Source organism: Caulobacter segnis (assembly GCF_031454995.1).
Taxonomy (GTDB): domain Bacteria; phylum Pseudomonadota; class Alphaproteobacteria; order Caulobacterales; family Caulobacteraceae; genus Caulobacter; species Caulobacter segnis_E.
On sequence record NZ_JAVDRV010000007.1, the window covers coordinates 202,287 to 215,165 of the forward strand.

Here is a 12,879-nt window from a genome sequence, read left to right on the forward strand (position 1 = left end):
GCCTCACCCAGACTTCGAAACCCGCCCATACGTCTGGCCGTCCAGCACCAGGCGCTCGACGCCGTCGAAGCGGAGGATCTGGCCCTGTAGGGGCACGAGCTCGACCCGGACGCTTTCGGGCGCCGAACCCGCCTCGGCCGTCGCGGACATCACGCCGGCCCGGACGGCCATGCGCCCGTCGACCTCGGCGATCTCGACGCGGCCCATGTCGGGGTTCTCGTAGGTTCCGACATAGTCGCCGGTGGGCCGCGCCAGGGACCAGGGACGCGCCGCCCGATCGGCCCGGCTCTTGGCCAGCCCGGCCTGGCGCTTGTCGCGACGGGCGACCAGCGCCGTCAGCTCGGCGTCGTAGTGGGCCGTAAGGTCCGGCCGCCCGGCGAAGCGGTCGTAGGCGTGGTTCGCCACCAGGTCGACCAGCTCTCCGGCCATCAGGTCCTCGTTGGCCATCACCGCCACGCCCAGGCCCCGCGCCGGCATGAAGGAGACATGGGCCCGCGCGCCGGCGAAGTTGCCGAAATGGTGGATCAGGACCTCGTCGCCATAGTGGCCGACCTGCCAGCCCAGGCCGTAGCCGTCGCGCGCGTAGGGGCCGAAGACGGTTTGCTGGGTCGCCACGGCGCGATGGGTCGAGGCCACGAGGCCGGCCGGAAAGACGCGCCGGCCGTCCAGCCTTCCGTCATTGAGCTGCAGCTTCAGCCATCGGGCCATGTCGCGCGCGGTGGAGACCAGGCCGCCGGCCGACTGCATGGTGGCGTCGACCTTCTGCAGCGGGCTGGGCGTCGGCCGTCCGTCGTCGGTGGGGACGTGGCTGGTGGCGACCACGCCCTGGCGTCGGGCCTTGGAGATCCAGCCCGTCGTGCGGCGCATCCCGGCCGGCGCCAGCACCTCGCGCCGGACCAGCGCGCGCCAGTCGAGACCAAAGCGGCCCTCGGTCAGCGTCGTGGCCAGGTTGTAGCCGGTGTTCGTGTAGAGAAAGGTTCCGTGGGGCGTGGTCTGGCTTCTGACCGTGCGCGCCAGCAGAGCCCGCATCAGGGCCGGATCGTGCTGGCCCGTATAGGCCGCGCGATAGGGGATCGGCGCGTTCTCCAGGCCGGACCGGTGGCTCAAGAGGTCGGTCAAGGTGATCGACCCGGCGAGGTCGGCGGGCAGGGGGCTGGCGCCGGCCCAGGCCGCGACGGGCGTGTCCAGCCCAAGCTCGCCGCGCCCGGCCAGGCGGGCCAGCGCCAGGGCGGTGAAGGCCTTGGTCGCCGAGGCGATGTAGAAGCCGGTGTCGGCGTCGACGCGCGCGCCCGTCCGGACGTCGGCGACGCCATGGCCGGCGACGAGCACCGCCTCCTGGCCCCTGACCACGGCCAGCGAAAGTCCCGGGACGGTCTCGACCCGGACCATGGCCGCGCGGATGAAGGCGTCGATGTCCCGAGCCTCGGCGGTGGTCTTCGCGGGCGACCCGGCGATCCCCGCGGCGGGCGCGCCGAAGGGCGCCAGGGCGGCGAGCGCGCCGACGATGTGGCGGCGCGAGGGGTGTGCGAGGTCGGTCATGGGCTCTCCTGCGGGGAAGAGGCTCCGGCGACGCGGTTTGGAGGCGGTGGGGCGGGATATTTTTCGAGGGGGAGGTCGGCGCTTTGAATCCCTCTCCCCATGGGAGAGGGAGCCGTGTCCGTGTCCGACCCATGTCGGACATGCTTTCGCCCCCATCCATCGACCTAGATGTCTTTTTCCCGGGGAGCTTGGGTGGAACCTATGGGCGTATTGCTGGCGCTTCTTCTTGCAACCAGTCCCATGTCCGGAATTGGCGAGCCACAACCACCCGAAGCGGCTGTGCCTGTCATCGCCAAGCTAGAAGGGATCGCCAGTAGGGCGAGCGTCATCGAGGCCATCGCTGGAATGGGTGAGGTCGATCGCGCCATGCGAATAAGCATGCTGGAGGCGACCCGCGATCTTGCTCCGGAGATACGCGCGAAGGTGCAAACCCAAGCGGGACTCATCATCGACGAACAAGATCGGGCCCATACCGAGCGGCTGAAGGGCATCATCGCCACGCACGGTTGGCCGAAGATCTCGGAGACATCCGAGCGCACCGCCGCGACGGCGGTGCTCATCGCCAATCACTCGGGCGACATCGATTTCCAGCGACAGGTCCTCGCGCTTCTGGAGCCGCTCGCAAAGGCGCGAGAGGCGCGTCCAGAGGACTACGCACGGCTATACGACCGTATCGCGATGACAGATCGGCGACCCCAGCGTTACGGCACGCAAGGCACGACGTGCCAAGGGGGCAAATACGCCGTCCCGAGTGACCTTGAGGCGCCAGAAGGGCTTGAGGCGCGACGAGCCGCCATGGGATTGCAGCCGATGGCGGAGTATTTGGCCGCCTTGGACAAGATGTATGGCGCCTGCGTCCCGCCTCCACGCTAGCATCACCTAACCACCCATCCGGACCAGGATGTCGGCTCCCGTCCCCACCTTCCGCCCCATCCCCCTAGACTCCGCTCCCCCCGCCTGCTACACGCCCCGCCTCGCTCCCGGACCCCGCGTCCTGGGGCGTGCTTGTCGTTTGGGCTTCGGCCCGCGCGACGAGATCAAATCCGTGGAAGGGTCGCCAAGCCCGCACCACGGCTCACCAGCGAGGGCTTCTGGCCCTCACGAGAGGACACTATGGCTAAGAAGATCCTGGGCTACATCAAGCTCCAGGTGAAGGCTGGCTCGGCCACGCCTTCGCCCCCCATCGGCCCGGCTCTGGGTCAGCGCGGCGTCAACATCATGGGCTTCTGTAAGGAGTTCAACGCGCGCACCGAGAACGTCGAAAAGGGCACCCCCCTGCCGACCGTCATCACGGTCTATCAGGACAAGTCGTTCACCTTCGTCACCAAGACGCCCCCGGCGACGCACTTCCTGAAGCAAATCACCGGTCTGAAGTCCGGCGCCAAGCTGACGGGTCGCGAGACCGTCGGTGAAGTCACGCGCACGCAACTGCGCGAGATCGCCGAGAAGAAGATGAAGGACCTGAACGCCAACGACATCGAGGCCGCGGCCAAGATCATCGAAGGCTCCGCCAAGGCCATGGGCCTGAAGATCGTGGAGGCCTAAGATCATGGCTAAGCAACCCAAGCGCATCAAGGCCTGGACCGGCGACCGCGACGCGGCTCACTCGGTCGAAGCCGCCATCGCCCTGGTCAAGGCCAACGCCAAGGCCAAGTTCGACGAAACCATCGAGATCTCGGTCAACCTGGGCGTCGACCCGCGTCACGCCGACCAACAGGTCCGCGGCGTCGTGAACCTGCCCTCGGGCACCGGCCGTGACGTCCGCGTCGCCGTCTTCGCCAAGGACGCCAAGGCGGCCGAAGCGACCGCGGCGGGCGCCGAGCACGTCGGCGCCGAGGATCTGTACGAAAAGATCAACGGCGGCTTCATGGACTTCGATCGCGTCATCGCGACCCCGGACATGATGGCCCTGGTCGGTCGCCTCGGTAAGGTGCTGGGCCCGCGCGGCCTGATGCCGAACCCGAAGGTCGGCACCGTGACCCCGAACGTCGGCCAAGCCGTCAAGGACGCCAAGGGCGGCGCCGTCGAGTTCCGCGTCGAGAAGGCGGGTATCGTCCACGCCGGCATCGGCAAGGCCTCGTTCACCGACGAAGCCCTGGCGATCAACGTCAAGGCCCTGATCGAAGCTCTGAACCGCTCCAAGCCCTCGGGCGCCAAGGGCGTGTTCATCAAGCGCATCGGCCTGTCGTCGACGATGGGCCCGGGCTTCAAGATCGACACCTCGTCGGTCGGCTGATTTCAGCCCGGAGCTAGAGAATGAGAGGGCGGGGCCTTGCGGCTCCGCCCTTTTTCTTTGATGCAAGGTCGATGACTTCCGCCGTGGCAAGCCAGGACGAGCTGATCCTCGACGTCGCCGTGATCGGCGGCGGGCCGGCCGGGCTGATGGCCGCCGAGACCGTGGCGCGCGCCGGCAAGTCGGTGGCCGTGTTCGAGAAGATGCCGACCTTCGGCCGCAAGTTCCTGATGGCCGGGCGCGGCGGGCTGAACCTGACGCATTCCGAGGACTTCGATCGCTTCGCGCGGCGCTACGCCGAACGGTCGGCGGCGTTGGCGCCGATGCTGGAGGCCTTCACGCCCACGGACCTGGTGGCCTGGGCCGAGGGGCTGGGGCAGGAGACCTTCGTCGGGGCCAGCGGCCGGGTGTTCCCCAAGGCGATGAAGGCCTCGCCGCTGCTGCGCGCCTGGCTGGCCCGGCTTGAGGGGCTGGGCGTGGCCCTGAAGCCCCGCTCGACCTGGAAGGGCTGGGACGCGGTCGGCCACCTGCTGATCGAGGACCCGGACGGCCGCCACGTCGTGCGCGCCCGCGCCGTGATCCTGGCCCTGGGCGGCGCCAGCTGGCCCAAGCTGGGCTCGGACGCCGCCTGGGTTCCGCTGCTGCGGGTGGGCGGGTCCGAGATCGCGCCGTTCCGCCCGGCCAACTGCGGCTTCGACATCGGCTGGAGCGCCTTCTTCGCCGAGCGCTTCGCCGGCGAGCCCCTGAAGAACGTGGCCCTGAGCCTGGGGGCGGCGAAGGCGCGGGGCGACGCCATGATCGCCCGCTACGGCCTCGAGGGCGGGGCGGTCTACGCCCTGGGCGGGGCGGCGCGCGACGCGGCCCTGGCGGGCGGCGCGACCCTGACCGTCGATCTTCGCCCCGATATCCCGGTCGAGACCCTGGAGCGCCGCCTGCACGCCCCGCGCGGCGGCCAGAGCCTGGCCAACTTCCTGCGCAAGGCGGTCAAGCTGTCGCCCGTCGAGATCAACCTGCTGCGCGAGGCCTTTGGCGTGGACCTGCCGTCCGCGCCGACGGCGCTGGCGGCGGCGATCAAGGCCGCGCCGCTGGCGGTGACCGGCGTCCAATCCCTGGACCGCGCCATCTCGGCCGCCGGCGGCGTGCGCTTCGAGAGCCTGGACGGACTGTTTCTGCGGGGTCGCCCGAACGTGGTCCTGGCCGGCGAGATGCTGGACTGGGAGGCCCCCACCGGCGGCTACCTGCTGCAGGCCTGCTTCGCCACCGGCGTCGCGGCGGGTCAGGCGGCGCTGGGGCGGTTGGGGTGAGTTCCTCCCCCGCGATGCGGGGGAGGTGGCCCAGAGGGCCGGAGGGGGCGAGCGCGGTCGGCCTCCAGCTTGCCCCCTCAGTCGCTCCGCGACAGCTCCCCCGCACCGCGGGGGAGCATCTTATGTCGCCCTACTTCATCGCCGCCCGGATCCTAGCCGCCATCGCTTCCAGGTCCTTCGGATCGGCCGGCGCGTTCTCGGCCAGGTAGGCGGGCTTGCCCGCGATGCGGGGGATCACGTGGACGTGCAGGTGCGGCACGCTTTGGCCGACGCCGTTGTTCTGGATGATCATGAAGCCCTCCAGGCCCAGCGCCTCGACCTCGGCCCGGCCGACCCGCTGGACGACGGCCATGACCTTGGCCAGGTCCTTTGGATCCATCTCCAGGATCGTGCGGGCCTTGGAGGTCTTGGAGATCACCAGCACGTGGCCGGGCTCCATCGGGGCGCGGTCCATGAAGGCCAGGACATCGGCGTCCTCGTAGACCTTGTAGGTCGGCAGCTCGCCGCGCAGGATCTTGGCGAAGGGGTTGTTCTCGTCATAGGCGGCCGTCAGCGGGATGCGGGCCCCGGCGGGGGTGATGGTGGGATCAAAGCGCGCCAGCCAGCGCAGGACCTCGCTTTCGAGCGTGATGCGCGAGTCCGAGAAGCTGTGGTCGGTCGGGTATTGGGCCTCGACCACGGTGTCAGGATGGGCCTCGCGGGCGGCCTTGGCCAGGGCGGCGGTCATCTGGCCGATGCCGCGCTCGGCGCCGATCATCAGCACCGGCCGCTCGGCGATGGTCCGCGACAGGGCCACGAGGTCCAGCTTGGCGCGGTCGCGGCCGACCTCGGCGATCAGGGCCTCGGGACTGGTCCCGGCCAGGGGCGCGGTGTCGGGCCGCATCTGCTCGGCCAGGACCTTGGGATCCAGCGTCGTGAAGCGCGGGTCGGCGCCGATGTTCCAGGCGTCGATCAGGATGGTCCCGGCCACCGCCGACGAACGCGCGGCCGAGGCGCTGGCGGCCATGAACCCGCCCATGCTGTGGCCGGCGACGACGATGCGCTTGGGGTCGATCCGGTACTTGGCGATGTTGGCGGGGGCGGTCAGAAAGTCGACGGCGGCCTCGGCGTCGGTCCGGGCGTGGGCGAAGCTGAACGCCCCGTGGCTGCCCCACGAACCGCGATAGTTGATCTTCAGCACGTTCCAGCCGGCCCGGCGCACGGCCTGCATCAGGTCGATATTGGTCTCGTTGCCCGGGAAGCCGTGCAGGAACAGCATCGTCGGGTGGGGCTTGTCGCCCGAGGCGACGTACATCACCGCGTTGACCTTGGAGCCCGCCACGTCGATCTGGAAGGCGTCCAGCCCGGCCGGATGGGCCTTGTCCCGGGGCGGATCGGCCACCACGGCCCGGGGCGTCGGCGGGGCCTTCGGCTCGGCGAAGGCGGGCGCGGCGAAGGCCAGCAGGAGCGCGGTCAGGGCGGCGGCGAGGCGGTGCATGGGGCGGGGTCCGGCTGCTTTTGGGCGAGCTTAAGCTGTAAGCGAGGCTGATGACACGCCCTGTCAGCAGCGCCCCCTCCGTCACGCGGCTTCGCCGCGCGCCACCTCCCCCGTTTCACGGGTGAGGAGGATGCGGCTCCCCTCCTGCCCCGCTCGCGGGGGAGGTGGATCGGCGCGAAGCGACGAGACGGAGGGGGCGTTAAGTGGTCCCTGTTGAAATCCCCGTCATCTTCGTCTATACGGCGCGCCTCTCCGACGGACTCTCGTCCGCTGGAGAACCTGTTTGAGAACTGCGGGGCGTGGGGTCACCAACGCCGTAACCGAGGAAGAGCCCTTCCTCGCCGTCGGGAGACAGGGATAGAGACGCCAAGGTCTCCTGCTCGTGACGCCTTCTCCGGAAGGCCTGTCCGAGACCGGAGCGCGGCCGACTTTCCTTGGAACAGGCATATGCGACTCGCGCGCGGGAGCAATTCCGCATGGGACCGCATCTGGCTGCCGGAATGGTCCGGCCGCTGCTAACTGAGTAGGAGACCGCAATGGACCGCGCTCAAAAGCAGGAGTCGATTGAATCGCTGAAAAGCGTGTTCACCGACGCCGGCGCTGTCGTCGTGACCCACTACATGGGTCTGACCGTTGCGGAAATGACCGACCTTCGTCTTCGCCTCCGCAAGGAAGGCGCCGCGATCAAGGTTGTGAAGAACACCCTGGCCCTCAAGGCTCTGGACGGCAAGCTTGGTGACAAGGGCGAAAAGCTCTTCACCGGCCCGGTCGCCATCGCCTACGGCCCGGACGCTGTTTCGGCCGCCAAGGTCGCGGTCGCGTACGCCAAGGAAAACGACAAGCTCAAGGTTGTCGGTGGCGTGCTCGATCAGACCAACGTGCTGGACGAGAACGGCGTGCGCGCTCTGGCGACCCTGCCGTCGCTGGACGAACTGCGTGGCAAGCTCATCGGCCTCATCCAGGCTCCGGCGACCAAGATCGCTGGCGTCCTGCAGGCCCCGGCTGGCCAGCTGGCTCGCGTTTTCAACGCCTACGCGACCAAAGACGCCGCGTAACGGTCATCCCCGCATCTATCCCAATCTCTCTAAGGAACTGACACATGTCCAAGCTCGAAAAGCTGGTTGAAGAACTGTCCACCCTGTCGGTGCTGGAAGCCGCCGAACTGTCGAAGCTGCTGGAAGAAAAGTGGGGCGTCTCGGCCGCCGCTCCGGTCGCCGTCGCCGCTGCTGGCGGCGCCGCCGCTGCTCCGGCTGAAGCCGCCGAAGAGCAAACCGAGTTCACCGTTGTCCTGGTCGACGGCGGCGACAAGAAGATCAACGTGATCAAGGAAGTCCGCGGCGTCCGTCCGGACCTCGGCCTGAAGGAAGCCAAGGACCTGGTCGAAGGCGCTCCGCAGAACGTCGTCGAGAACGTCTCGAAGCAACAAGCCGAAGAGATCTCGAAGAAGCTCACGGAAGCCGGCGCCAAGATCCAAATCAAGTAATCTGGCTCCAGCGTTTCGCTGGAACCGGGTTCCTTTTGGACCTGCCGAAGCGGCCTCGGAGGGAAACCTCCGGGGCCGTTTTCTTTTGGGCGTTCGAGGAACCCTCTCTCTTAGAGAGAGGGAGGGGCCCGCCGCGAAGCGGTGGGAGGGTGAGTGGTTTCGCCGTCGGCGGAAAATCCCGATTCCTTTGATTGAGCACGCCCACCGTTGCGCCCACGCTAGGCTCATGGACAAGACCGCCTACGCCCGGCGCCTTCGCCCACAGCAGAGAGGCGGACACCCTAGCCACCGAAGCCGCCCATGGCGAACCTGGCGACGCGCTCTCTCGGCCATTAAAGTCATTTAACTAGGGCCTGCACGCATTAAGGCCGACACCATCGCGCTGGTCGGAGTCGGAGATCTTGATGCGCGCGGGATTGAATTGTGCTCTTGGGGCCTTGGCGCTTTGCTTGGCCACCCAAGCTTTCGCCCAATCCGCCGGCTCGAGCACGGCGCGGGTGGAAGATCCGGCCTACGCCCATGCGCAGCGACGGGTTGATTTGGGAGGCGGCCGCAAGCTGAACCTCTACTGTATCGGTTCCGGCGCGCCGGTCGTGGTCTTCGAAGCGGGCCTCGGCGACGACACCAGCACCTGGGGACTAGTCCAGCCCGCGATCGCCAAGCGCACGACGGCCTGCGCCTATGATCGCGCTGGGATCGGTTTCAGCGACCCAGCGACGCGGCCAAGCTCGGCCAGCAACATCGTCGACGATCTGCATCACCTGCTGAAGAAGGCTGGTGTGAAGGGCCCCTACGTCCTGGTTGGTCACTCCTACGGCGGGCTGACGTCAACTCTCTACGCTAGCCGCTATCCCAAGGATGTCGCCGCGTTCGTCGCCGTCGATCCCGCCAACGAGCGCCAAGTCGATGCTTTTCGGGAGGCCTTCTCGAACTACGAAGCCGACCTTCTGGCGCCGGCGCTAACCCGAAAGCAGGACTGTGTCCGCAAGGCCGAACGGGGCTTTGGCCTGGATCCGGCGGCGGGCGCGGGATGTGTCGACAAGCCAGACCCGCGCATGGGCGATGCGCTAAACGCGATCCATGCCCAGATCCATCGCCAGCCGGCGTATCAGCGAGCAGCCTTCTCGGAATTTGAGAGCATGCGCGGCGGACTCAGCGGTTCCCAACTCGCCTCGGAGATCGGTTCGTTTGGATCGATACCGCTCATCGTGCTGACGCGTCCAAAGGACACGGTTCCGCTCGGCCCGAACGAAACGGCGCAGAGTCGAGCCATTCTCTGGGCCAACTGGACGACAATGCACGACAAGCTGGCCGCGCGCTCCACCCGGGGCGAGAACCGGCAGGTCGCCGCAACGGGCCATTACATTCAGCTTGATCAACCCGGCGCGGTTATCGACGCCATCGATACGGTTCTCGACGCCGTTGCCGTCTCGAATACGCCGAAGCCGAAATAGCCCGCCCGCCCCCTAAACCGCCGCCTGGTCGGGAACCGCTTCCGCCTCAGCGTCCGGCGCGGGGTGGATCAGCGAGATCATGGTGCCGGGGCTCATGTCGGTCACTAGAACCTGGGCCTTCAGCTGGCGGGCCAGGGCCTGGATGATGCTGGTGCCCAGGCCGGCGGCGGGCGGGGTGTCCTTGGCCATGCCGACGCCGGTGTCGGCCACCGACAGCGTCCAGGCCGCGCCGTCGACGCGGTAGTCGACGACGATCCGGCCGGGCTGCTTGTCGGGGAAGGCGTGCTTGAGCGCGTTGATCACCAGCTCGGTGACGACCAGGCCGATGCTGATGGACGCGCCGCCGTCGATCGTGACCTCCTCGGCCACGACGACGAGGGCCAGGCGGCTGGGGTCGGGGATCATCGAGGCCGCGATCGTGGCGCAGAGCTTGTTCAGATAGGCCCGAAGCTCGACCACGCTCGTGGTCGCCCCGGCCAGTTGCTGCTGCAGGTCGGCGATCGACATCACCCGCGCATGGGCGTCGCGCAGTTTCTCCCGCGCCTCTTCCGACTGGGCGGCGCGGGCGTTCTGCATCAGGACGGCGGCGATGATCTGCAGACTGTTGGCCACGCGATGGCGGATTTCCAGCAGCAAGGCTTGGTTCTCGGCCGCCAGCTCGTCGCCGCGCGCGGCGTTGGCCCGCAGCAGGTCCTGGCTCTGCTTGGCGGCCGCCCTGGCCTCGGTGACGTCGGCGACGGAAGCCAGGAGCCGGACCGCGTCGAGATCGCTGTAAGCCAGCTTGCGGACATTGATGACCAGCCGCCGGTCGGGCCGACCCGGGCGCTTGAGGTCCATCTCGTAGGCGTCGATCAGGACGCCGTCGGCGGTGCTTTCCAGCAGCATCCTCAGCTGCGGCGCGCGCCATTCGCCAGCGCCGATCTCCATCATCTCGCGACCGACGGCTTGGCTGGCGTCGACGCCGAAGGTCCGCTCGAACGAGTCGCTGGCCGCGATCACCTTCAGATCGCCGCCGATCAGCAGCAGCGGCGTCGTCGACGCCGCGATCATGGCCAGGGCCAGGCTCAGGCCCGGCGCGTCCGGATGGGATATAAGGCGGTCGGGCACGAACGGCCCTTTCAACGAACCGGAGGCTCGCGAGGCGAAAGCCGTACCCGGGGCGATTGATGGAACGCGCGAATGGTCCCATCGCTTCAACCTTTAGCACATCAAAGGGCTGGGCGTCGGACTTAGGTTCACTTGCGCGCATTCCGCGCCAAGGCCGCTTGCGCTTTCCGCCGTTTCGCCCGAAGCCAAGGCGTCGAACCTTGGGCGGGCTTTCATGAATCGCAGAGACGTCATCCTCGCCGGCGCGGCCGCCCTGGCCTCCGGCGCCGCTTCGCCCGCCTTCGCTCGCGACGGCCTGGGCGGCATCCGCATTCCCGCCTCGGCCGCGGACAGCGAGCTGCGCGGCCTGTCGCCGACGGGCGGCAAGACCTACTGGGCCTCGGGCTCCAAGGGCTGGATCATCCGGGGCAAGGACGAGCGGCAGGACGCCATGCGGATCGTCGGGGCCGAGGGGCTGGACTTCCGGGGGCTGCACGCCTTTTCCGACGATCACGTGCTGGCCATGAGCGCCGGACCCGGCCAGGCCTCGCAGCTGTGGCGCACCACGGACGGCGGCAAGCGCTGGACTCAGGTGACGGTCAACCAGGACCCGAACGGCTTCTGGGACTCGATCGCCTTCGTCGACGATCGGCGCGGCTTCATCCTGGGCGACCCGACCGAGGGGCGCTTCACCGTGCTCTACACCGCCGACGCCGGGAAGACCTGGGCGCGGTTGCCGCCGGAAGGCGTGCCGCCGGCCGCCGACGGGGAGGGCGCCTTCGCCGCCTCGAACGGCTGCGTCGCCATCGGCCGTCGGGGGCAGGTGGCGTTCTGCACGGGCGGGGCGGGCAAGGCGCGGGTCTATCTGTCGCGCGGCGGCGGCGGAGTGTTCGTGGCGATGGACACGCCGATCCTGGCCGACGCGCCGTCCAAGGGCGCCTTCGCGATCGCCTTCGGCAAGCGCGGCGAGCTGTGGGTCTGCGGCGGCGACTACAAGAACCCGCGCGCCCAGGGCGTGAACCTGGCCTGGCTGGCGCCGGGGAGCCTGGCCTTCCAGCCGGTGGCCGCGCCGGCCGGCTATCTGTCGGGGATCTCGGTCAAGGGCGAGACGGTGATGGCCACGGGCCTGGCCGGCACGATCGTGGCCCGCGACGGCCGGACGTTCCAGCGGGTGTCGGAAGCGCCGATGAACAGCGTGCGGCTCACGTCGAAGAGGACGGCCGTGCTGTGCGGGCCGAAGGGAGCGGTGGGGCTGTGGCGGGGGTGAGGGGGCCTTCTTTGTAGTCGCCGCCTAAACCCGCCTCCCTGGGCCTTGTGCCCAGGGCCCAGCGTTCAGCTTTCTTTGCATCGCCGGGCGCGTGCCGAGGCGCCGCGTGGGGCCGCCGTCGAGCCGCTGGCTGGCATGGATCCTCGCCACAAGGGCGAGGAAGGCGGTGCTTTTATGGGCTGGGGTTTTTAGACTAGAGGAACCTCTCCCCCACCATCCGCGTTCCAACCCCATGCTCAAGCTCGCCGCCGTCCTGCTCGCCCTGATGATCCTGTTCGGGATCCTCGGTTTCGTGGTCAACGTGGCGGGCGCCATCACCAAGGTGGCGTTCTTCGTCTGCCTGATCGCCCTGGCGGTCTCGCTGGTCATGAAGGCGATGAAGAAGGCCTAGAGCCTCGGCAAAAACCGCCGGGTCGCGCTTGGTGTTCTCAGCTGGGGCAGGCTTCTCAAGTCCAATTCCCGTGGCGCGATTCTTGCAATCTCCGGATGAGGTTTTCCGGAGGCGGGCATGTCGGTTGCGGGAATCGGAGGCGGTGGCTGGGCGGCTTACGCGGCGCGCGGCCTGAACAAGGTCGGGGTAGCCAGCGAAGGGGAAGGCGACATCGCCGCCGTCCGTAAGGATGGCCTGACGACCTTCGCCAAGAACGCCAAGAAGGAAGCCTGGCTCGAGAAGCTGCGGCAGTGGCGCGAAGAGGCCATGAAGGCCATGGGGCTCACGGAGGAAAAGCTGGCCAGCATGTCCAGCGAAGCTCGCTCCAACGCGCTGCGCCAGATCGAGGAGGCCGTCCAGCGCAAGATCAAGGAAGCGATGGAGCTGGCCCGCGAGGAGGGCAAGCGCAAGGGCGGCGAGAACGGCCAGATGAGCGTGCCGCAGTTTATCGACTTCAGCGTATGACGATGGCGCGCGCCAGCGAGGCGTGATCGCGCGCATTTACGCGTCCTAAAGAATCCCCCTTTCCTTCCGCGCCTCCATCCCCTATATCCCCGCGTTCACGATTACATCGGCGGAGCGCTTTGTCGCGTCCGTATTACGCCC

At 68.3% G+C, this 12,879-nt stretch carries 13 protein-coding genes; 10 read left to right on the forward strand and 3 right to left on the reverse strand.

What is annotated here, in order from left to right; translation table 11 throughout:
- Positions 1-3: 3 nt before the first annotated feature.
- Positions 4-1,539, reverse strand: coding sequence for a serine hydrolase domain-containing protein (locus tag J2728_RS19875; protein WP_310001891.1), 1,536 nt, complete (start codon positions 1,537-1,539; stop codon positions 4-6).
- Between the two features lie 201 nt (positions 1,540-1,740).
- Here J2728_RS19875 and J2728_RS19880 point away from each other — a divergent pair, with 201 nt between their 5' ends.
- From J2728_RS19880 to J2728_RS19895, 4 genes are all read left to right on the forward strand, one after another.
- On the forward strand, positions 1,741-2,412 hold the full coding sequence (locus tag J2728_RS19880; RefSeq protein WP_310001892.1) for a DUF6624 domain-containing protein: 672 nt from the start codon (positions 1,741-1,743) through the stop codon (positions 2,410-2,412).
- Positions 2,413-2,652: 240 nt separating this feature from the next.
- Positions 2,653-3,084 carry a 50S ribosomal protein L11 gene (gene rplK, locus J2728_RS19885; protein ID WP_056046604.1) on the forward strand — a complete coding sequence of 144 codons (432 nt, stop codon included), beginning with the start codon at positions 2,653-2,655 and terminating at the stop codon, positions 3,082-3,084.
- A 4-nt stretch (positions 3,085-3,088) separates the two neighbouring features.
- Positions 3,089-3,775 carry a 50S ribosomal protein L1 gene (gene rplA / locus J2728_RS19890; protein ID WP_310001893.1) on the forward strand — a complete coding sequence of 229 codons (687 nt, stop codon included), beginning with the start codon at positions 3,089-3,091 and terminating at the stop codon, positions 3,773-3,775.
- A 71-nt stretch (positions 3,776-3,846) separates the two neighbouring features.
- Positions 3,847-5,076 (forward strand): TIGR03862 family flavoprotein, encoded by a 1,230-nt coding sequence (locus J2728_RS19895; RefSeq protein WP_310001896.1) that lies wholly within the window; start codon positions 3,847-3,849, stop codon positions 5,074-5,076.
- A gap of 130 nt (positions 5,077-5,206) precedes the next feature.
- On the opposite strand, the gene J2728_RS19900 is transcribed toward J2728_RS19895, so the two are convergent.
- Positions 5,207-6,553, reverse strand: a complete 1,347-nt coding sequence (locus J2728_RS19900; RefSeq protein WP_310001897.1) for an alpha/beta fold hydrolase — start codon at positions 6,551-6,553, stop codon at positions 5,207-5,209.
- Between the two features lie 536 nt (positions 6,554-7,089).
- Between J2728_RS19900 and rplJ the strand changes: the two genes are divergently transcribed.
- From rplJ to J2728_RS19915, 3 genes are all read left to right on the forward strand, one after another.
- Positions 7,090-7,608: a 50S ribosomal protein L10 gene (gene rplJ, locus J2728_RS19905; RefSeq protein ID WP_013077912.1), complete on the forward strand. Its 519-nt coding sequence runs from the start codon at positions 7,090-7,092 to the stop codon at positions 7,606-7,608.
- A gap of 44 nt (positions 7,609-7,652) precedes the next feature.
- Positions 7,653-8,036: a 50S ribosomal protein L7/L12 gene (rplL, locus tag J2728_RS19910; protein WP_010918385.1), complete on the forward strand. Its 384-nt coding sequence runs from the start codon at positions 7,653-7,655 to the stop codon at positions 8,034-8,036.
- Positions 8,037-8,533: 497 nt separating this feature from the next.
- Positions 8,534-9,490 carry an alpha/beta fold hydrolase gene (locus tag J2728_RS19915; RefSeq protein WP_310001898.1) on the forward strand — a complete coding sequence of 319 codons (957 nt, stop codon included), beginning with the start codon at positions 8,534-8,536 and terminating at the stop codon, positions 9,488-9,490.
- Between the two features lie 12 nt (positions 9,491-9,502).
- Here the strand turns inward: J2728_RS19915 and J2728_RS19920 are convergent, their stop codons facing one another.
- Entirely contained in the window at positions 9,503-10,597 is a 1,095-nt protein-coding gene (locus tag J2728_RS19920) for a sensor histidine kinase (RefSeq protein WP_310001899.1), read from the reverse strand.
- A gap of 214 nt (positions 10,598-10,811) precedes the next feature.
- Here J2728_RS19920 and J2728_RS19925 point away from each other — a divergent pair, with 214 nt between their 5' ends.
- The 3 genes from J2728_RS19925 to J2728_RS19935 all read left to right on the forward strand — a co-directional run bounded on the left by J2728_RS19925 (position 10,812) and on the right by J2728_RS19935 (position 12,738).
- The gene (locus tag J2728_RS19925; RefSeq protein ID WP_310001900.1) at positions 10,812-11,843 is read left to right on the forward strand and encodes a WD40/YVTN/BNR-like repeat-containing protein; all 1,032 of its coding nucleotides are present in this window, start codon (positions 10,812-10,814) and stop codon (positions 11,841-11,843) included.
- Between the two features lie 232 nt (positions 11,844-12,075).
- A complete protein-coding gene (locus J2728_RS19930; protein WP_310001902.1) occupies positions 12,076-12,234 on the forward strand; it encodes a hypothetical protein in 159 nt (52 codons plus the stop codon).
- Between the two features lie 117 nt (positions 12,235-12,351).
- Complete coding sequence (locus J2728_RS19935; protein ID WP_310001903.1) at positions 12,352-12,738, forward strand: hypothetical protein; 387 nt, start codon at positions 12,352-12,354, stop codon at positions 12,736-12,738.
- Positions 12,739-12,879: the final 141 nt, after the last annotated feature.

Bases quoted from the DNA above. Each gene is read 5' to 3' on its own strand.
- J2728_RS19900 (WP_310001897.1), bottom strand. From the start codon at position 6,553: ATGCACCGCCTCGCCGCCGCCCTGACCGCGCTCCTGCTGGCCTTCGCC.
- J2728_RS19925 (WP_310001900.1), top strand. From the start codon at position 10,812: ATGAATCGCAGAGACGTCATCCTCGCCGGCGCGGCCGCCCTGGCCTCC.
- J2728_RS19875 (WP_310001891.1), bottom strand. From the start codon at position 1,539: ATGACCGACCTCGCACACCCCTCGCGCCGCCACATCGTCGGCGCGCTC.
- rplL (WP_010918385.1), top strand. From the start codon at position 7,653: ATGTCCAAGCTCGAAAAGCTGGTTGAAGAACTGTCCACCCTGTCGGTG.
- J2728_RS19880 (WP_310001892.1), top strand. From the start codon at position 1,741: ATGGGCGTATTGCTGGCGCTTCTTCTTGCAACCAGTCCCATGTCCGGA.
- rplK (WP_056046604.1), top strand. From the start codon at position 2,653: ATGGCTAAGAAGATCCTGGGCTACATCAAGCTCCAGGTGAAGGCTGGC.
- rplA (WP_310001893.1), top strand. From the start codon at position 3,089: ATGGCTAAGCAACCCAAGCGCATCAAGGCCTGGACCGGCGACCGCGAC.
- J2728_RS19935 (WP_310001903.1), top strand. From the start codon at position 12,352: ATGTCGGTTGCGGGAATCGGAGGCGGTGGCTGGGCGGCTTACGCGGCG.
- rplJ (WP_013077912.1), top strand. From the start codon at position 7,090: ATGGACCGCGCTCAAAAGCAGGAGTCGATTGAATCGCTGAAAAGCGTG.
- J2728_RS19895 (WP_310001896.1), top strand. From the start codon at position 3,847: ATGACTTCCGCCGTGGCAAGCCAGGACGAGCTGATCCTCGACGTCGCC.
- J2728_RS19930 (WP_310001902.1), top strand. From the start codon at position 12,076: ATGCTCAAGCTCGCCGCCGTCCTGCTCGCCCTGATGATCCTGTTCGGG.